The organism is Streptomyces sp. G45 (genome assembly GCF_049542095.1).
Classification (GTDB): domain Bacteria; phylum Actinomycetota; class Actinomycetes; order Streptomycetales; family Streptomycetaceae; genus Streptomyces.
Genome location: NZ_JBMUZU010000001.1, coordinates 4,667,298 through 4,683,521 on the forward strand (window position 1 = coordinate 4,667,298; position 16,224 = coordinate 4,683,521).

The following is a 16,224-nucleotide window of genomic DNA, read 5'->3' on the forward strand; positions in this document are numbered from 1 at the left end:
CTTGTCAGCCCTGCCGTTCGCGGCCGCGCGGGGTGAGGGCGACCAGGGCCGGGTGGCGCTGGGACAACAGGGCGCCACGGACGATGAACTCCTTGTAGAGAGCGGCGGCCCGACCGGTGAGGACGCGCTCGACCGGGCTGTCGTCGGCGCGCACGAACTGGATGAGCCCGTCGCGGCGGCCCAGGCTGACGCACTGGTTGAGGTAGCGGAAGCGCAGCGGGCGAGGGGTGCGCCCCGCGAGGCGGTCGCTGATCGCGCGGGCGCAGTGGGCGGCCGACGGCAGCCCGGTGGCGCAGGCCATGCGCAGTTCCTGGCCGCCCTGCCGCTGGACCGCCGCCGCGTCACCGATCGCGTAGACCTCCGGGTGCGACACGGAGCGCAGCGTCCGGTCGACGACCATCCGGCCGTGCGCGTCCACCGCGAACCCGGCCGCACGGGCTGTGCCCGGCACACGGAAGCCCGTCGTCCACACCACCGTGTCCGAGGCGAGGAAGTCGCCGTCGCCGAGCACGACGCCGTCCGCGCGGACCTCGGCGACCCGCACCCGGTCGCGTACGTCCACACCGAGCCGGTCGAAGACCCGGCGCACATGCCGTCGACCCCGCTCGGACAGAGCGGCGCCGAGCGCCTCACCGGTGATCAGGCGGGTCTTCAACTCCGGTCGGGTATCGGCGAGTTCGGCCGCCACCTCGATACCCGTGAGGCCGCCGCCGACGACCGTGACATGGCCGCCCTTGGTCAGCCGTTCCCTGAGCCGCGCCGCGTCGGGACCCGTCGCGAGGGGATAGGCGTGCTCCACCGCCCCCGGGACGGCGTCGTGCTGGGCGCTGCTGCCCAGGGCGTAGACGAGCGTGTCGTACGCGAGGGGCGCCCCGTCAGCGAAGAGGACCTCACGGCGGTCGGCATCGATCCCCACGACCCGGTCGACGACGAACGCCACCGGGTCCCCGGCGAGCAGCTGGGCGATCGGCCGTTGCCGCACGACCTGGCCCGCGGCGACCTGATGCATCCGCACCCGCTCCACGAACCGGTCGTCGGCGTTGACCAGGGTCACGCGCGTCCCGGACTGCTTGGCGATCGCCTTGGCCGCGATGGTTCCCGCGTAGCCCGCGCCCAGCACGACGATGTGCGCTGTCATCACGCTCTCCTCCTGACGCCCTGACGGCGAGATGGCGTCAGAGGGTTGACTGGACAGGCACGCCCGTCCGTGACAACCCTCGGCGAGACGTGAGTCACACCCGTGCCGGGACGGTTCGCTCTGTGTCAGGCAGTCGTGTCAGAAGCCGTGTCAGGCAGCCGTGGGCGAACCACAGGAGCCGACGTTCCCCGGCGGGTTCTCACTTCTGCTGGGCTGTGGCGAAAGCCAGCTTGGTCGGGCTCACCACGTTGTGGACGGCCCGTACCCTCCCGGCCTCGATCTCCAGGTGCAGCACGGCGATCAGCGTTCCTTCCCGGCGGGCCACGATCGCCGGAGCGCCGTTGACCATGCGGATGTCGATGACGGCACCGGTCGCTCGCGGGTGGCTGGCGAATCCGATGAGGAGGCGGGACACCCGGTCCGCGCCCATGACCGGGCGTCGCGCCGCCGAGACCTCGCCGCCGCCGTCCGACCACGAGACGACGTCCTTGGCGAGCATGCGTTCGAGCCCCGCCACGTCGCCGTCCGCCGCCGCGGCGAGGAAGCGGCGCACCATCTCCGTGCACTGCTGAGGATCCGCGTTGAAGCGGCGCTGGGACTGCCGTACATGCTCACGGGCCCGGCGGTAGAGCTGACGCACCCGGGGCTCGGGTACGTTCAGCACCTCCGCGATGTCGGCGTGCGGATAGCCGAAGGCCTCGCGCAGGACGAACGCCGCGCGTTCCGCGGGCGTCAGCCGCTCCAGCAGCAGGAGCAGGCCGACCGACACGGAATCCCGCTGCTCGACCGTCTCCAACGGCCCGAGTCGTCCGTCATCGGTGAACACCGGTTCGGGAAGCCAGGGACCCACATACCGTTCGCGCCGGGCGCGGGCCGAACTCAGCCGGGTCAGGCAGAGGTTCGTCACCACCTTGGTCAGCCAGGCCGCGGGAACGTCCACGGAGTCGCTGTCCGCCCAGCGCAGATAGGCGTCTTGGAGCACGTCATCGGCCTCGGTGGCCTCGCCGAGCAGTCGGTAGGCGAGGCCGAACAGCCGCGTGCGGTTCTCCTCGAACGTGGCCAGCTTGTTCACCGACATGCCGCTCAGCGTTTCACGTGAAACATGCCGCGACCTTGTCGGGTCCTGGCGGGAATTGACTCGACGTTGGGCGGGCGCCCGTATGGACTGGTCCCATGACGAATGAAGAGCTGCTTCCCACGACGCGCAGGACCCTCATCCATCGCCTGGCCACCGCTCAGGCCGAGGGACGCGCGCCGTCTCTCGTCGGCGCCGTCGTCCGTGGCGGGGAGCTAGTGTGGACAGGGAGCCGCACCTCGGTCGACGGCCACGCGCCGGACGAGAACGTCCAGTACCGCATCGGTTCGATCACCAAGACCTTCACGGCCGTCCTGGTGATGCGTCTGCGGGACGAGGGACTGCTCGATCTGTCCGACCCACTGGAGAAGCACCTGCCGGGGACGGGCGTCGGTGAGATCACGATCGCCGATCTGCTCTCGCACCGAGGCGGGCTAGCGGCCGAGACGCCGGGGCCGTGGTGGGAGCGCACGCCCGCCTCTCTCCGGCCCGAGCTGCGAGACGTGCTCGGGGAGGAGCCGTTCAAGCACCCCGTGGGCCGCCGCTTCCACTACTCGAACCCCGGGTACACGTTGCTCGGTTCGCTGGTCGAGGCGGTGCGTGGTGAACCCTGGGAGGACGTGCTGCGGCGCGAGGTCCTCGAACCGCTGGGGATGCACCGCACGAGCCGTCAGCCCATGGCTCCGCACGCCGACGGCTGGGCCGTGCACCCATGGGCCGATGCTCTGCTGCCCGAGCCCGCCGAGGACCTGGGGCTGATGGCACCAGCCGGGCAACTCTGGTCGACCGCCGCGGACTTGGCGCGCTTCGCCGTGTTCCTGATGCAGGGGGACGACCGTGTGCTGAGTGCGGAATCGGTTCACGAGATGAAGACGCCAGCGGCCGTCGCGGACTCCGGTGACGAGGACCAGACGTATGGCTTCGGCGTCATCGTCGTAAGCGGTGGCGGGCGGACCTTCGCGGGTCACTCCGGGTCGCTTCCCGGCTTCCTCGCCAGCCTGTGGACCTGTGAGGAGGAGGACGTCGCGGCGGTGGTCCTCGCCAACTGCACCAGTGGACCCGCGGTGTCCGCGGTGGCCGCCGAACTGCTGCTGGCCGTGGCGGAGGCGGAGCCGCGCATCCCCGAGCCGTGGCGTCCGCTGCCCGAGGTCGACCAGGACCTTCTGGAGCTGACCGGCGCCTGGTACTGGGGGACGAGCGCCCAGGTGCTGCGGCTCGCGCCGGGTGGTGTCGTCCAGCTCGGTCCGCTGGCCGGGGGCGGCCGGGCCTCGCGGTTCCGGCCGAACGGTGACGGGACGTGGACGGGTCTCGACGGGTACTACGCGGGGGAGTTGCTGCGTGCGGTCCGGCGGCCCGACGGCTCGGTGAGCCACCTCGACCTGGGGTCGTTCGTCTTCACGCGCGAACCGTACGACCCTGAGGCGCCGGTGCCGGGTGGGGTGGACCCGGAGGGGTGGCGGGGGCTCTCCTGAACCAGAGCGTGCCCTCCTGAAGCGGTGAGGGCCCGCCTGAGCCGGTGAGGGTCCGCCTGAATCCTTGCCCTTGAGCCCGAGGTGCCCCGTTTCACGTGAAACAGGGCACCTTCTCGTAGCGGGGGTGTCCGCGTGCCGTCAGAGCTGGCGCTTGAAGCCGACGTGTGAGGCCTCGAAGCCCAAGCGCTCGTAGAAGCGGTGCGCATCGGTGCGGGAGGCGTCCGAGGTCAGTTGCACCAACTGGCAGCCCTGTCGGCGGGACTCCTCGACGGCCCACTCGATGAACCGGGTGCCGAGGCCGCTGCCGCGTTCGTCGGCGTGTACTCGGACGCCTTCGATGATCGACCGGGTGGCGCCCTTCCGCGACAGGCCGGGGATGATGGTGAGCTGGAGCGTGCCGACCACCCGGCCTTCGCGTACGGCGACGACCAGGTTCTGGTTCGGATCCTCGGCGAGCCGTGTGTAGGCCGCGAGGTAGGGGGTCAGGTCGTCCAGCGACTCGCGCTGGGAACCGAGGGGATCGTCGGCCAGCATGGCCACGATCGCGGGGATGTCATCGGCGACGGCGGGGCGTATCTCAAGATCTCCCATGGCCGCAGCCTATGCGCAGCCCCATGGAGCCGGGCTGCCCGAGCCCCGCCACGGCGGGGCTCGGTGCGCTACGCCGGGGTGCGTACCGTCTCCACGGCCCTGACCAGCGGGGCCAGCTCCGGGTTCTTTGCCGCCTCGTCCAGGGCCTCGCGCAGGGCCGCGTCGTTGGTGGGACGGGCCTCGGCGAGGAGCTTGGCGCCGCTCTCGGTGACGTTGGTGTAGATGCCGCGCCGGTCGGTGGGGCACAGGTAGCGCGACAGCAGGCCCCGGTCCTCAAGGCGGGTGACTAGGCGGGTCGTCGCGCTCTGGCTGAGGACGACGGCGTCGGCGACCTGCTTCATCTGAAGGTGGCCACCGTCCCCGTCGTGCTGACGGCTGAGGACGTCGAGAAGGCTGTACTCCCGGACGCTCAGGCCGTGCTTCGCCTGGAGGGCCCGCTCGACATGGGCCTCGATCTTCCCGTGGAGCAGCGAGAGAGCGCACCAGCCCTGGGCGAGGGCGGTGAGTGCGGGGTCGGTCGCTGTCATGACTGTTCCTCCGTTTTCCTGCTTCCCAGAGCGGCTGCGTCCAGGATAGTCCACCGGTGCAATATCCAGCGCTTGCAATTATCGAGCGTGTGCAACTATTGTGTAAGCACGTTAAGCGCACCTGCAATCGTCTGGAAGGCGGCTCCATGCCTCTCGCGCTTCTGGCCCTCGCGATCGGGGCCTTCGGAATCGGCACCACAGAATTCGTGATCATGGGACTGCTGCCCGAGGTCGCGGGTGACTTCGACGTCTCCATCCCCACGGCCGGACTCCTCGTGACCGGCTACGCCCTGGGCGTCGTGCTCGGGGCCCCGCTGATGACCGCCCTCGGCACCCGCATCTCGCGCAAGCGGATGCTCATGCTCCTGATGGGCCTGTTCATCGCGGGCAATCTGCTCTCGGCCGTCGCACCGGCCTTCGGCGTGATGCTGGCGGGCCGCGTCGTCGCCTCGTTCGCGCACGGAGCGTTCTTCGGCATCGGCTCCGTCGTCGCGGCGGAACTCGTCGCCCCCGAGAAGAAGGCCGGAGCCATCGCCATGATGTTCTCGGGCCTGACCATCGCCAACGTCGTCGGGGTGCCGCTGGGCACGTTCGTCGGCCAGGTCGTCGGCTGGCGGACCACCTTCGTCATCGTCGCCGCCCTGGGCGTCATCGGCCTCGCGGGCATCGCCAAGCTCGTACCGGACCTGCCCAGGCCCGAGGGCGTGCGGCTGCGGGACGAGATCGGCGCCTTCCGCAACGCCCAGGTGCTGCTCGCCATGGCGATGACCGTCCTCGGCTTCGGCGGCGTCTTCGCGGCCATCACCTACATCACGCCGATGATGACCGAGGTCGCGGGCTACGCGGACGGCTCCGTGACCTGGCTGCTCGTCCTGTTCGGCATCGGCATGGTGGTCGGCAACCTCGTTGGCGGCCGGTTCGCCGACCGTGCTCTGATGCCGATGCTGTACGCCTCGCTGGGTGGCCTGGCCCTCGTGCTCGGTCTCTTCACCCTCACCGCCCACAACAAGATCGCGGCGGCCGTGACCATCATGCTCATCGGCGCCCTGGGCTTCGCGACCGTGCCGCCGCTCCAGAAGCGGGTCCTCGATCAGGCCTCCGGTGCTCCCACCCTCGCCTCGGCCGTCAACGTCGGCGCCTTCAACCTCGGCAACGCCCTGTCGGCCTGGCTCGGCGGCATCGTGATCGCCGCGGGTCTCGGCTACACCGCCCCGAACTGGGTGGGTGCCCTGCTCGCTGCCGCTGCCCTCGTGCTCGCCGTGCTGGCGGCCGCCCTGGAGCGCCGCACTCCGGCGACCACCCGGGTCGTCGCGGGGTCCCCCTCCGCGGCCCCGGCCGCCGAGACGGCGATGCCCGTCCACCACTGACCTTCACCACCGCCCCTGGCCAAGCCCTCCGGCCCCGGCCAGGGGCACCGGGCCCAGCGCGCCGCACGCCAGCGGCCGCGACACGGACCACCCGTCAAGCACCACGCAACACCGCACCAAGGAGAACCCCTCATGAGCACCACCACCCCCGCTGTCGCCCCGCTGACCACCGCGGACGCGGAGGCCCTCGTGGACGCCGCCCGCAGCGCCGCCGAGGCCGCCGGTGTCACCGTCAGCGTCACCGTCCTCGACGCGGGGGGCCATCTGCTCGCCTTCCGGCGCGATGACCGGGCTGTGCTGATCTCCGGCGAGACCAGCACCCGCAAGGCGTACACGGCCCTCCAGCTCAATGCCCCGACCGCTGATCTGGTCGACGCGGTCCAGCCCGGCGCCCTCTTCCACACCCTGCCCACGGCCCTCGACCGGCCGCTGCTCTTCATCGCGGGCGGCGTGCCCGTCCACCGCGACGGGCGACTGATCGGCGCGATCGGCGTCGGCGGCGGCGCGCCCGAGCAGGACCACGGGTTCGCGACGACGGCCGTGGCCGCGCTGGTCTGAGGCCACCCTCGACGCCCGCACAGAGCCCGCCCGACAGGGCGCCTGCCACCAGGGCCGCGCCCTGAGGGCAACCCGCCCGAGCAGGACGAGGGCCCGCCCTCACGCTCCCCGGAATCCCCACGTCAGTTCCCTGGGGTTCCCGGTGCGTGAGGGCGGGCCCTCGGCGTCGTCAGCCCGCCGCCACCGTCAGCGGGGCGAAGCGGCGCGTCCAGTCGCCGGGCAGCTCCGGGATCCCGGAGGCCATCACGGCGTTGAAGGCCACTGGCGCCAGGCCGTTCGCCTTCACCCAGGCGAGCAGCTCCTCGTGGCGGACGTCGATGTCGGTGCGCAGCGGCCGGTCGGTGTGGCCGCCCAGGGAGGCGATGAGCGCCTTCGCCGTGTCCGTGTCCCGGGCGACCAGCGGGCCGACGACATGGGTGTCCATGTTCGGCCACATCCCCGCGTACCCGATGATCTCGCCGTTGGCCTCCGCGACATGGAGGCGGTCGGTGAAGGCGGGGAGGCGGGTGATCATGTGGGTGCGGTCGAGGCCGAAGACCTCGGTGTCGAGCCTGATGAGGGCCGTCAGGTCCTCCGCCGTCGCCGCCCGGGTGGTGATGCCGGGTACGGGTCCGACCGTGCCGCCGGGGTTGAAGGAGCCTCGGACCATCTCGGCGCGTCCGATCACCTTGAAGCCGAGCTGTTCGTACAGGGGGCGGCCGTTGGGCGTCGCGTGGAGGGTGAGCGGGGTGGTGCCCGCGGATTCGATGACGTACCGCATGAGACGGCGGCCGAGGCCCTGGCGGGCATGGCGCTCGGCGACCAGCACCATGCCGATCGCCGAGAGCCCGGGGTTTTCGTGTGGTCCGTACTGGGTCACGACACAGGCGGCGATGAGTCCCTGGCCCTGGGGGTCGTCGATGCCGTAGCCCGTGCCAGCCGAGAGCAACAGCCCCCACTTGTGTTCTTCGCGGGGCCAGCCGCGGTCCTCGGACAGGTCGGCGCAGGCCGTGAGGTCACGGGGTGTGAGTCGGCGGATGGGAAGAGCGGAGAGGGTAGGTGTCGACACGCGGGTCAGGCTGTCTGACGCATGACCTCGGCGTCCACCTCTTTGTGGGGAGAAGCACTCTGCTTTTGGCCAAGTTTCCTCTGGTCACGCCCTTCCTGGCCGCGGAGCCGACGGCCTCGCCGGGTCAGGCCCCAGGGCTTGAGCACGGAGATGACCGTCATGAACAGGTATGCGCTGAGCGAGACGATGGGCCCCGCGATGAGATCGCTCGGGCTGGGCAGCGGCTCCCCGGCGGAGAGGGCCGTCATGGCTTCGTTGACCCCGGGGCGCAGTGCGAAGGTCGACGCGGCGATGGTCACCAGGGTCAGCCAGAACTTCGTGTAGACCCAGCGGTGCCGGGCCAGCCCCCAGGAGGTGCCGAGCGAGAGCAGCAGCCCGCTCACCAGGGTGAGGAAGGCCAGCGGAAGCACGAGCCAGTCGGTGAAGACCTTCATCGAGCGGACGGAGGCTTCGATGGTCGGATCGGAATCGGTGGTGAGAGCGGCCGTGGCGAGTCCGAGAAGCCCGAGCGTGAGCCCGAGCCAGCAGGCCGAGGCGGCCACATGGACAGCGAGGGTGGCCCGGCGAGCGGGGCGTCGTAGTTTCACGTGAAACACCGTGCCGCGAGAAGCGCGCCGCGGCGTCTGACAGCGGGAGTAGCCGCGACTACTAGCGTCGGCGTACGCGGCCTCCATGGCGAAGGTGCCTTCGGCGACGGCGCTCGCGGTGAAGGCGTGCGCGGTGAAGGCGTGCGAGGTGAAGGCCCGCACGGCGCAGGCGTCTGCAGTCCGGGGCCGCGGTGAAGGTGCCCGTGGCGGAGGGGTCGCGGTGAAGGTCGCGAACCGGCTCTGTGAAGGGTTCGAGGCATGGTGTGCCCGTGGTGTCAGCTGCGCGGGTGCTTGTTCGGTCGGGAGTCGCGCACTGCGACGGCTGCTTCGTCTGAGGTCAGCACTGGTCCGAGGCCAGAGGTCTTGGCTCCGCGTAGCCCATGCCGGGCGCGATGTGCGGAAGGCGCCCGATGGGGTAGGCGCGCCGGTATTGAAGGCAATGGGTGGCCCGGACCTTGGAATTCCGAATGAAGGAACGGCACTTGTGCACTGAACGTCTCTCGGTAGTGTCGACTCCGGTTCGTACCGTGTGCGTGGGGAGACGCACAGCGGGGGCGCGCACGCAGAGAGCAGTAGAGCTTAACGAGGCAAGAGATCGACAGCCCTCAGTTCTGGCTAAAGGCCCTTTGTCATGGGCTGGAGTGGGATGCTGCGGGTGAGGTGACTGCGGCCAATGTCATGTTCCATCCCTGCTTGTCCATGGGGTGTGGAGCGCCAGTGCTCACTGTGGTCGACATCGGCTGTCGGGCTGGAACGGGGAAGAACAGCGCGGGGAAGACAGGCATCTTCCGCTGAGGAGGTGCGCGGACCGACTGAGAGATGTTCGAGGCGAGGGCACAGGCATGGACGCTCCGACCACCACGTCGGCGGGCAAGGGCACTTCCGGGGAGAACGGTGACGGCGGTAGCGGCTGGTTCACGCCGCGCAAGCTGCCGAAGGAGTCGGCCAGGGCGACGCCACCGCAGCCGGAGAACGCGGAGAGCACGGCGGAAGCGGAAGCCGAACCGGAGACTGCCCGTGAGGCCGCTCCGGGGCGGCGCCTGGCATCGATACGGCCCCTGGGGAGACCGGCGGCGGAGCCCGCGAGACCCTCCGGGGAAAGCGGGGCGACTGGGGCTGCCGGGGCTGAAGAGGCGACGCCCACGCGAATGCCGCCCGCCGCTCGCATACCGCTGGACGCTCACGTACCGCCCGCCGCTTCCGCCGCGCGGGAGGTGCGGGAGGTGCGGGAGGTGTGGGAGGTAACGCCTCCCTCCGAGCGGCGCTCCTCGGCGCCCACCGCAGCCCTGGAACGGACATCCCTGGAACCCGCCTCGCTGGAACCCGCCTCGCTGGAACCCGCCTCCGCGGAGCGCGCCTCCGTGGCGCCCGGGTCCCTGGAGCGCGCGTCTCTGGAACCCGCCCCCCGAACGGCGTCCCCCGACGCGGTCCTGGTCCAGCGCACGATGGCCGAGATAGCCCCGATCGCCGACAAGGTGACCTCGTACTTCTACGCGCTGCTGTTCACCCGGCATCCGGACCTGCGCGCGCTGTTCCCGGTGGCGATGGACACCCAGCGCGACCGCCTGCTCAAGGCCCTGCTGACCGCCGCCCAGCACATCGACCACACCGACGTCCTCTTCGACTACCTGCGAAACCTCGGCCGGGGGCACCGCAAGTACGGCACGCGGGCCGAGCACTACCCGGCCGTCGGCGAGTGCCTGATCGGCGCCCTGAGCCGGTACGCGAGCGCGGTCTGGGACGAGGAGACCGAGGGCGCGTGGGTACGGACGTACACCACCGTCTCCCAGGTCATGATCGACGCGGCCGCCGAGGACGAGCTGCGCGCGCCCGCCTGGTGGTACGCCGAAGTCGTCTCGCACGATGTGCGGACGCCGGACATCGCCGTCATCACCGTCCGCCCCGACCAGCCGTACCCGTTCCTCGCCGGGCAGTACACGAGCCTGGAAACCCCCTGGTGGCCGCGCATCTGGCGGCACTATTCGTTCGCGTCCGCGCCGCGCTCCGACGGGCTGCTCTCCTTCCACGTCAAGGCGGTCCCCGCCGGATGGGTCTCCAATGCCCTGGTGCACCGCGCCCGCGTGGGCGACATCCTGCGCCTCGGGCCCGCCACCGGTTCGATGACCGTGGACCACACGACCGACAGCGGACTGCTCTGTCTGGGGGAGGCACCGGCATCGCGCCCATCAAGGCGCTGGTGGAGGACATCGCCGAGCACGGCAGGCGCCGCCCGGTCGAGGTCTTCTACGGCGCCCGCACCGACCACGACCTCTACGACATCGACACCATGCTGCGGCTCCAGCAGAACCACGCCTGGCTGTCCGTCCGCCCCGTCGTCGACGACCGGGCGCAGCTGCCGGACGCGGTGCGCGAGTACGGCCCGTGGAACGAGTACGACGCGTACCTCTCGGGTCCGCCCGGGATGATCCGCAGCGGGGTCGACGCGCTGCGCGAGGTGGGGATACCGGAAGGGCGGATACGCCACGACTCGGTGGAGGAACTGGTCACTGCGGGAAGCTGACCGAGCCAGCCGCTCCCGCGCCGCGCCTCCGCCGCACTCCCGCCGCGCCGCCCTCGGCTTGGCCGCCGCGCCGTGCCCTCAGCCGCGCCTTGCGCCGTGCCCTGAGCCCTGCCCCCCAGCCGTGCCCCGCGCCGTCGCTCAGCCATGCCTCCAGCCTCGCCTGGGCCGCGCGCCCACGGTCCTGCCTCAGCGCCACACCCCCCTTGCCGCTGGATCAGCCCAGATCCGGTGCGTGCATCGCCCGGATGCCCTCGATGTTGCCGTCCAGATAGTGCCGCAAGGACAGCGGGACGAGGTGGACCGATGCGATGCCCACGCGTGTGAACGGCACCCGGACGATCTCGTACTCCCCCGTGGGCTCCTCGACCTCGGGGCCGTGCCGCAGGGCCGGGTCCATGGACTCCAGACGGCAGACGAAGAAGTGCTGCACCTTCACGCCCGTGGCGCCGCCGTCGTCGCCGATGTGCTCGACGGTGTCCACGAAGCAGGGCACCACGTCGGTGATCTTGGCGCCGAGTTCCTCGTGCACCTCGCGGTGGAGCGCGTCGACCACCGTGGCGTCCTCCGCCTCGACCCCGCCCCCCGGCGTGACCCAGTACGGATCGACGCCGGGCTTAGTGCGCTTGATCAGGATCAGATGGTCTCCGTCGAGGAGAACGGCACGGGCGGTGCGCTTGACCACGGGTCGGACGGTCATGGGTGAAATGTGGCCCGCACTGTTCCACGTGAAACATCGCGAATCAGCCGGTCCCCGTCTCATGCCCAGTCGACGGCAGCACGCAGCAGCCACTCGTGCGCCCGTGCGATGTGGGGCATGGCGAGTGTGCCGGTGCGTACGACGAGGAAGTACGTCCGCAGCGGTGGCACGACCGGATCGAGCAGGGCCGCGATCTCGCCGCGCTCCAGGGCGGGCGCGCACAGATAGCGGGGCAGGACGGCGACCCCGGCGCCGGTGGCCACACACGCCAGCACCGCTCGCAGATCCGGCACGATGACGGCGCCTGACGTGGCCGGACGGGAGTCGAAGACCGAGGCCCAGTAGCGCGAGACCAGAGGCAGCGACTCATGGACCTCGACGACCGGCAGGTTCTCCAGAGCCGGTCTGCCCTTGCGCCGCAACTTGCCCGGTCCGATGCGGCTGGCCCAGCGCGGCGCCGCCACCAGGACGTGCTCCTCGTCGCACAGCGGGGTCGCGGTGAGCAGCGCCCCTCTTGGGCGGGCCGTGGAGATGGCCAGGTCGTGGTGCCCGGCGGCGAGTCCCTCCAGAACCTCTTCGGCGTTGCCGAACGACGCACGCAGCGCGAAGCTCTGGCCGTCGCTTCTGGTGAGGGCGGTGAGGGCCGGAAGGGCGCGCTCAGCCGTGAACTCGGGCGGTCCCGCCAGATGGAGCGTCCGGACCGAGGAGTCCTCGTCGAGCCCTGCCTCCGCGATCTCCACCAGCGCGTCCAGATGCGGGGCGGCCTTGTGGGCGAGCTCATCGCCGATGGTCGTCGGGGTGACGCCACGGGCCTGGCGCAGGAAGAGGGGGCGGCCGAGCTGGCGCTCCAGCGTGCGGATCTGGGAGGTCACCGCCGGTTGTGAGAGGCCGAGGAGCGCGGCGGCGCGGGTGAAGGAACCGGCCCGGTGCACCGTCACAAATGTGCGCAGCAGGGCCAGATCCATGTCGTCACCTTCTCTTCCGCTTCGGCCCCCGGCGCCGCCCAACTATAAATTTGTCGATAGGTTTCTGTCGCTACTGTGATTGGACACTGACACAGAGTCAACTAGCCTTGTTCGCGCGGTTCTTCGCGCGGAGAACCGAGGGCGGTCCGAGCCACGAGGGGGAGGCTCGGACCGTCCGTTGTGCGTAGCGGCGTACTAGGAAGCCGCGTACCCAGGCGTACGAGGGCGCGGCGCGTGGGGCGCAGCGGGCGTACGGGACGCGGTGGGTGCATGCGACGCAACTGGTGCACGGGCGCGGTGGTGCACGGGAGCTGTGGCGTCGACGGGCAGCTCGCGTGGGAGGCCGTGGAGGGCCTCAGTCCGCTGTCTCCGCCAGCGCACGCAGTACATCCGCCACGAGGTCGTCGGTGTCCTCAGCGCCCGCGGAGAGGCGAATGAAGCCCTCCGGAACGGCGTCCCCGCCCCACCGCCCGCGCCGCTCGGCCGTGGACCGTACGCCGCCGAAGCTCGTCGCGTCGTCCACGAGCCGCAGCGCCTCAAGGAAGCGCTCGGCCCGCGCGCGTGAGGGCAGCTCGAACGAGACCACGCACCCGAAGCGCCGCATCTGCCGAGCGGCGATCTCGTGCGCCGGGTCGTCGGGCAGCCCGGGGTAGCGCACGCCGGTGACGTCGGCGTGATCGCGCAGGACCTCGGCGAGGGCCAGGGCGTTGGCGCTCTGCCGGTCGGCCCGCAGGTGCAGTGTGGCGAGGGAGCGGTGCGCGAGCCAGGCCTCCATCGGCCCCGGAATGGCCCCGACGATCTTGCGCCAGCGCCGGACGCCCGCCGCGAGGGCCGCGTCGCGGCAGACCACGTACCCGAGCAGCAGGTCCCCGTGGCCGGTGAGCTGCTTGGTGCCGCTCGCCACGGAGAAGTCGGCGCCGAGGTCCAGGGGGCGCTGGCCGAGCGGGGTGGCGAGGGTGTTGTCGACGGCGACGAGGGCGCCGCGTTCGTGGGCCGCGGCGGCGAGACGGCGCACGTCACAGACGTCCAGGCCCGGGTTCGACGGGGTCTCCAGCCACAGCAGGCGGGCCCCGTCCAGCACGTCGAGCTGGGCGTCGCCGCGGGTCGGGGCGGTGCGGACCTCGATTCCGTACGCCGTGAGCTGCTCGCGGAGCAGGGGCAGCGCCTGGTAGCCGTCGTCCGGCAGCACCACGGTGTCACCGGCGCGCACCTGGGAGAAGAGGACCGCGGAGATCGCGGCCATGCCGGAGGCGAAGGCCAGCGTCTCCACGTCGTCGCCCGGCGCTTCGAGTTCGCCGATGGCGCGCTCCAGGAGCGTCCAGGTCGGGTTCTCGTCGCGGCCGTAGGTGTACGGGCCGGTGGGCTCGCCCGGCAGATGGAAGTGGGCGGCGAAGACCGGGCCCGGAAGGGCGGGCTCGTACGGTATCGCCTCGGGAAGCCCGGCCCGGACCGCGAGGGTGCCGTCTCCGGGGCCGAGCGATCCGGAGCCTTCGAGTCCGTTCGGGGCCGGTCGGCCATCGGCCGTCGCCCTGGCCGCCGCGCCTTGGGGCTCCGCTCTGCCTTGAGGCTCCGGTTGCCGCTGAGGCTCAGTGGGGCCGCCGGGCTCCGGGTGGCCCTGAGGCTCCGGGTGTCCCTTAGGCACCGGGTGCCGCTTGGGCTCCGTGTGCTGCGTCATGCCGCGCGTCCCTCCACCGCTTCGCGTACGGCGTCGAGCAGGCCCTCGCTCGCCGCCTCGACCATGGTCAGGCACTCCTCGAAGCCCTCGACGCCGCCGTAGTAGGGGTCGGGGACGTCCAGGTCGCCGCCTGCCAGGAGTGCGGGGTCGTACGAGCGCAGCAGGCGCACCTTGGCGGCGTCCGCCGGGGTCGGCGCGAGGCGGCGCAGCGCCCGCTGATGACCGTGGTCGAGGGCGATCACCAGGTCGCGCCCGGCGAACCAGTCGGAGCGGAACTGCCGGGCCACATGCGTGCCGTCGAAGCCCGCGGCCTCCAGGACGGCGACGGTGCGCGGGTCGGCGCCTTCGCCCTCGTGCCAGCCGTCGGTGCCCGCGCTGTCCACCAGGACGAGCCCGTCGAGGCCCGCCTCGCGCACCCGCGCGCGGAAGACCGACGCGGCCATGGGCGAGCGGCAGATGTTGCCCGTGCACACGAAGCACACCGAGAACGGCGGACCGGAGGGACGTGAGCCGGAGGAGCGGGAGGACGCGGGAGCGGCATGCATGGGGGAATCAGTCCTTGTGGTCGGGCAGGGCGACGTTCAGCGCCCAGGAGACGATCGAGATGATCAGGCCACCCAGTACGGCGGTCCAGAAGCCCTCGACGTGGAAGCTGACGTCCAGCTTGTCGGCCAGCCAGGAGGTCAGCAGCAGCATCAGGGCGTTGACCACCAGGGTGATCAGGCCGAGAGTCAGGATGAACAAGGGGAAGGTGAGCACTTGGACGACCGGCTTGACCAGGGAGTTCACCAGGCCGAAGAGCAGTGCGACGACGAGCAGCGTGAGGGTCTTGGAGCCGGTGCTGTCTCCGGTGAGCGTGATCTTGTCAAGCAGCCAGACCGCGACGGCCAGGGCCACCGCGTTGGCGATCGTCTTGACTACGAAATTCTTCATGTGTCTGATCGTGGCAGACGGAGGCCGATGACGGTCGGCCCGCGACCTGGGCAAGGGGCGTACAGCAGCGATGAAGGCATTCCGACTGGACGAGCTGGACGTGGAGCGCGCCGCGAACGACGGCGCGTACCTGCAGTTTCTCCGCGAGCGGAACATGTCGGTCGGCCTCTACGCGCTGAACGCCGGTGAGACCGACCCGCAGCAGCCGCACCGGCAGGATGAGGTGTACATGGTGGTGAGCGGCCGGGCGTCGATCACGGTGGGGATGGAGACGACGTCGGTCGCGCGCGGCAGCGTGGTGTACGTCCCGGCCGGGGTGCCGCACAAGTTCCACCACATCACCGAGGACCTGCGGGTTCTCGTGGTGTTCTCGCCGCCGGAGCGCTGACCGGAGGTGCCGGGCCTTGACCCGGGGGGCGGTGGAGGAGCGGCGACCGGGTGCCGCTGGGCGCCCCCTCAGGGTTCGGTGCCGCTTCGGTCTCGGGGATCCCTAGGGGACGGATCAGGGGAGGACAAGGGGTCCGGACGCCCCGAACCGCCCTTTTCCGACCTAGCATCGAATGTGAGAACTACGAAAGCTGCGCGAACCGCGCGGACTGTGTGAGCCGGGCCAGCGTGCGAACCGCGCCAACCGCGCCAACCGCGCGGACTGTGCGCACCGGGCGGGCCGTGCGGGCCGTGCGGGCCGTGCGGACTCGGAACCATCGGAGTTCGGAGCGTCGTGCTCACTGAGCTGACAGGGCTGACAGGAAGGAAAGGGCGAGGCAATGCGAGAGATCTTCGCGGGCATGCCGTGGTGGGTGAAGTGGATCGCGGTGCCGGTCATCGCCCTGGTCGTCTTCGGCGGCCTGATAGCGAGCGTGGTCGGCTTCGTGTTCGGCCTGCTCTTCAAACTGCTGCTGTTCGTGGCGCTGGTCGGTGGACTCATCTACGTCGTACGGAAGTTCATATCCGGCTCGTCCTCGTCCCGCAGCGACTGGTGATGTCACGCGCCGGTTCCCTCCCGAGGGGGAAGTTTTCCCGGCAACGACCGTAGAGCGGTGGCCAAGGGTTAGAGTCCGAAAACCGAC

Annotated in this window: 16 protein-coding genes and 2 pseudogenes; 7 read left to right on the plus strand and 11 right to left on the minus strand. The window is 70.9% G+C overall.

Annotated features, from left to right (window positions below):
- Window positions 1-4: 4 nt before the first annotated feature.
- Window positions 5-1,138: an NAD(P)/FAD-dependent oxidoreductase gene (locus ACOBQU_RS19425; protein ID WP_423628610.1), complete on the minus strand. Its 1,134-nt coding sequence runs from the start codon at window positions 1,136-1,138 to the stop codon at window positions 5-7.
- Window positions 1,139-1,337: 199 nt separating this feature from the next.
- The gene (gene sigJ / locus ACOBQU_RS19430) at window positions 1,338-2,216 is read right to left on the minus strand and encodes an RNA polymerase sigma factor SigJ (RefSeq protein ID WP_423628611.1); all 879 of its coding nucleotides are present in this window, start codon (window positions 2,214-2,216) and stop codon (window positions 1,338-1,340) included.
- 95 nt (window positions 2,217-2,311) lie between these two features.
- Here sigJ and ACOBQU_RS19435 point away from each other — a divergent pair, with 95 nt between their 5' ends.
- Window positions 2,312-3,685: a serine hydrolase domain-containing protein gene (locus tag ACOBQU_RS19435; RefSeq protein ID WP_423628612.1), complete on the plus strand. Its 1,374-nt coding sequence runs from the start codon at window positions 2,312-2,314 to the stop codon at window positions 3,683-3,685.
- A gap of 138 nt (window positions 3,686-3,823) precedes the next feature.
- On the opposite strand, the gene ACOBQU_RS19440 is transcribed toward ACOBQU_RS19435, so the two are convergent.
- A complete protein-coding gene (locus tag ACOBQU_RS19440) occupies window positions 3,824-4,276 on the minus strand; it encodes a GNAT family N-acetyltransferase (RefSeq protein WP_423628613.1) in 453 nt (150 codons plus the stop codon).
- A gap of 68 nt (window positions 4,277-4,344) precedes the next feature.
- Window positions 4,345-4,803 carry a MarR family winged helix-turn-helix transcriptional regulator gene (locus ACOBQU_RS19445; RefSeq protein WP_423628614.1) on the minus strand — a complete coding sequence of 153 codons (459 nt, stop codon included), beginning with the start codon at window positions 4,801-4,803 and terminating at the stop codon, window positions 4,345-4,347.
- A 146-nt stretch (window positions 4,804-4,949) separates the two neighbouring features.
- Between ACOBQU_RS19445 and ACOBQU_RS19450 the strand changes: the two genes are divergently transcribed.
- On the plus strand, window positions 4,950-6,170 hold the full coding sequence (locus ACOBQU_RS19450) for an MFS transporter (RefSeq protein WP_423628615.1): 1,221 nt from the start codon (window positions 4,950-4,952) through the stop codon (window positions 6,168-6,170).
- Between the two features lie 132 nt (window positions 6,171-6,302).
- Window positions 6,303-6,728, plus strand: coding sequence for a GlcG/HbpS family heme-binding protein (locus tag ACOBQU_RS19455; protein ID WP_423628616.1), 426 nt, complete (start codon window positions 6,303-6,305; stop codon window positions 6,726-6,728).
- 169 nt (window positions 6,729-6,897) lie between these two features.
- Here ACOBQU_RS19455 and ACOBQU_RS19460 read toward each other — a convergent pair whose 3' ends face one another.
- Both ACOBQU_RS19460 and ACOBQU_RS19465 read right to left on the minus strand, forming a co-directional pair.
- Complete coding sequence (locus ACOBQU_RS19460) at window positions 6,898-7,776, minus strand: GNAT family N-acetyltransferase (protein WP_423628617.1); 879 nt, start codon at window positions 7,774-7,776, stop codon at window positions 6,898-6,900.
- A 5-nt stretch (window positions 7,777-7,781) separates the two neighbouring features.
- Entirely contained in the window at window positions 7,782-8,363 is a 582-nt protein-coding gene (locus ACOBQU_RS19465) for a DUF2269 domain-containing protein (RefSeq protein ID WP_423634591.1), read from the minus strand.
- Between the two features lie 1,234 nt (window positions 8,364-9,597).
- Here ACOBQU_RS19465 and ACOBQU_RS19470 point away from each other — a divergent pair.
- Window positions 9,598-9,717: pseudogene (locus tag ACOBQU_RS19470) on the plus strand (hypothetical protein); the annotation flags it as partial.
- A gap of 55 nt (window positions 9,718-9,772) precedes the next feature.
- Window positions 9,773-10,884: pseudogene (locus tag ACOBQU_RS19475) on the plus strand (globin domain-containing protein); the annotation flags it as partial.
- Window positions 10,885-11,098: 214 nt separating this feature from the next.
- Here ACOBQU_RS19475 and ACOBQU_RS19480 read toward each other — a convergent pair.
- The 5 genes from ACOBQU_RS19480 to ACOBQU_RS19500 all read right to left on the minus strand — a co-directional run bounded on the left by ACOBQU_RS19480 (window position 11,099) and on the right by ACOBQU_RS19500 (window position 15,154).
- A complete protein-coding gene (locus ACOBQU_RS19480) occupies window positions 11,099-11,581 on the minus strand; it encodes an NUDIX domain-containing protein (protein ID WP_423628618.1) in 483 nt (160 codons plus the stop codon).
- 59 nt (window positions 11,582-11,640) lie between these two features.
- On the minus strand, window positions 11,641-12,546 hold the full coding sequence (locus tag ACOBQU_RS19485; RefSeq protein ID WP_423628619.1) for a LysR family transcriptional regulator: 906 nt from the start codon (window positions 12,544-12,546) through the stop codon (window positions 11,641-11,643).
- Between the two features lie 355 nt (window positions 12,547-12,901).
- Window positions 12,902-14,221, minus strand: a complete 1,320-nt coding sequence (locus tag ACOBQU_RS19490) for a cystathionine gamma-lyase (RefSeq protein WP_423628620.1) — start codon at window positions 14,219-14,221, stop codon at window positions 12,902-12,904.
- Complete coding sequence (locus ACOBQU_RS19495) at window positions 14,218-14,766, minus strand: low molecular weight protein-tyrosine-phosphatase (RefSeq protein WP_423628621.1); 549 nt, start codon at window positions 14,764-14,766, stop codon at window positions 14,218-14,220. The genes ACOBQU_RS19490 and ACOBQU_RS19495 overlap by 4 nt, the downstream gene beginning before the upstream one ends.
- A gap of 7 nt (window positions 14,767-14,773) precedes the next feature.
- Entirely contained in the window at window positions 14,774-15,154 is a 381-nt protein-coding gene (locus ACOBQU_RS19500; protein WP_423628622.1) for a phage holin family protein, read from the minus strand.
- A 70-nt stretch (window positions 15,155-15,224) separates the two neighbouring features.
- Here ACOBQU_RS19500 and ACOBQU_RS19505 point away from each other — a divergent pair, with 70 nt between their 5' ends.
- Both ACOBQU_RS19505 and ACOBQU_RS19510 read left to right on the plus strand, forming a co-directional pair.
- Entirely contained in the window at window positions 15,225-15,542 is a 318-nt protein-coding gene (locus ACOBQU_RS19505) for a cupin domain-containing protein (protein ID WP_423628623.1), read from the plus strand.
- Window positions 15,543-15,921: 379 nt separating this feature from the next.
- Window positions 15,922-16,137 carry a DUF5326 family protein gene (locus tag ACOBQU_RS19510; protein WP_423628624.1) on the plus strand — a complete coding sequence of 72 codons (216 nt, stop codon included), beginning with the start codon at window positions 15,922-15,924 and terminating at the stop codon, window positions 16,135-16,137.
- Window positions 16,138-16,224 lie beyond the last annotated feature (87 nt).

What these genes read in the sequence shown, in the direction of transcription:
- ACOBQU_RS19425 (WP_423628610.1), bottom strand. Translation starts at nt 1,138, where the DNA reads ATGACAGCGCACATCGTCGTGCTGGGCGCGGGCTACGCGGGAACCATC.
- sigJ (WP_423628611.1), bottom strand. Translation starts at nt 2,216, where the DNA reads ATGTCGGTGAACAAGCTGGCCACGTTCGAGGAGAACCGCACGCGGCTG.
- ACOBQU_RS19435 (WP_423628612.1), top strand. Translation starts at nt 2,312, where the DNA reads ATGACGAATGAAGAGCTGCTTCCCACGACGCGCAGGACCCTCATCCAT.
- ACOBQU_RS19440 (WP_423628613.1), bottom strand. Translation starts at nt 4,276, where the DNA reads ATGGGAGATCTTGAGATACGCCCCGCCGTCGCCGATGACATCCCCGCG.
- ACOBQU_RS19445 (WP_423628614.1), bottom strand. Translation starts at nt 4,803, where the DNA reads ATGACAGCGACCGACCCCGCACTCACCGCCCTCGCCCAGGGCTGGTGC.
- ACOBQU_RS19450 (WP_423628615.1), top strand. Translation starts at nt 4,950, where the DNA reads ATGCCTCTCGCGCTTCTGGCCCTCGCGATCGGGGCCTTCGGAATCGGC.
- ACOBQU_RS19455 (WP_423628616.1), top strand. Translation starts at nt 6,303, where the DNA reads ATGAGCACCACCACCCCCGCTGTCGCCCCGCTGACCACCGCGGACGCG.
- ACOBQU_RS19480 (WP_423628618.1), bottom strand. Translation starts at nt 11,581, where the DNA reads ATGACCGTCCGACCCGTGGTCAAGCGCACCGCCCGTGCCGTTCTCCTC.
- ACOBQU_RS19485 (WP_423628619.1), bottom strand. Translation starts at nt 12,546, where the DNA reads ATGGATCTGGCCCTGCTGCGCACATTTGTGACGGTGCACCGGGCCGGT.
- ACOBQU_RS19490 (WP_423628620.1), bottom strand. Translation starts at nt 14,221, where the DNA reads ATGACGCAGCACACGGAGCCCAAGCGGCACCCGGTGCCTAAGGGACAC.
- ACOBQU_RS19495 (WP_423628621.1), bottom strand. Translation starts at nt 14,766, where the DNA reads ATGCATGCCGCTCCCGCGTCCTCCCGCTCCTCCGGCTCACGTCCCTCC.
- ACOBQU_RS19500 (WP_423628622.1), bottom strand. Translation starts at nt 15,154, where the DNA reads ATGAAGAATTTCGTAGTCAAGACGATCGCCAACGCGGTGGCCCTGGCC.
- ACOBQU_RS19505 (WP_423628623.1), top strand. Translation starts at nt 15,225, where the DNA reads ATGAAGGCATTCCGACTGGACGAGCTGGACGTGGAGCGCGCCGCGAAC.
- ACOBQU_RS19510 (WP_423628624.1), top strand. Translation starts at nt 15,922, where the DNA reads ATGCGAGAGATCTTCGCGGGCATGCCGTGGTGGGTGAAGTGGATCGCG.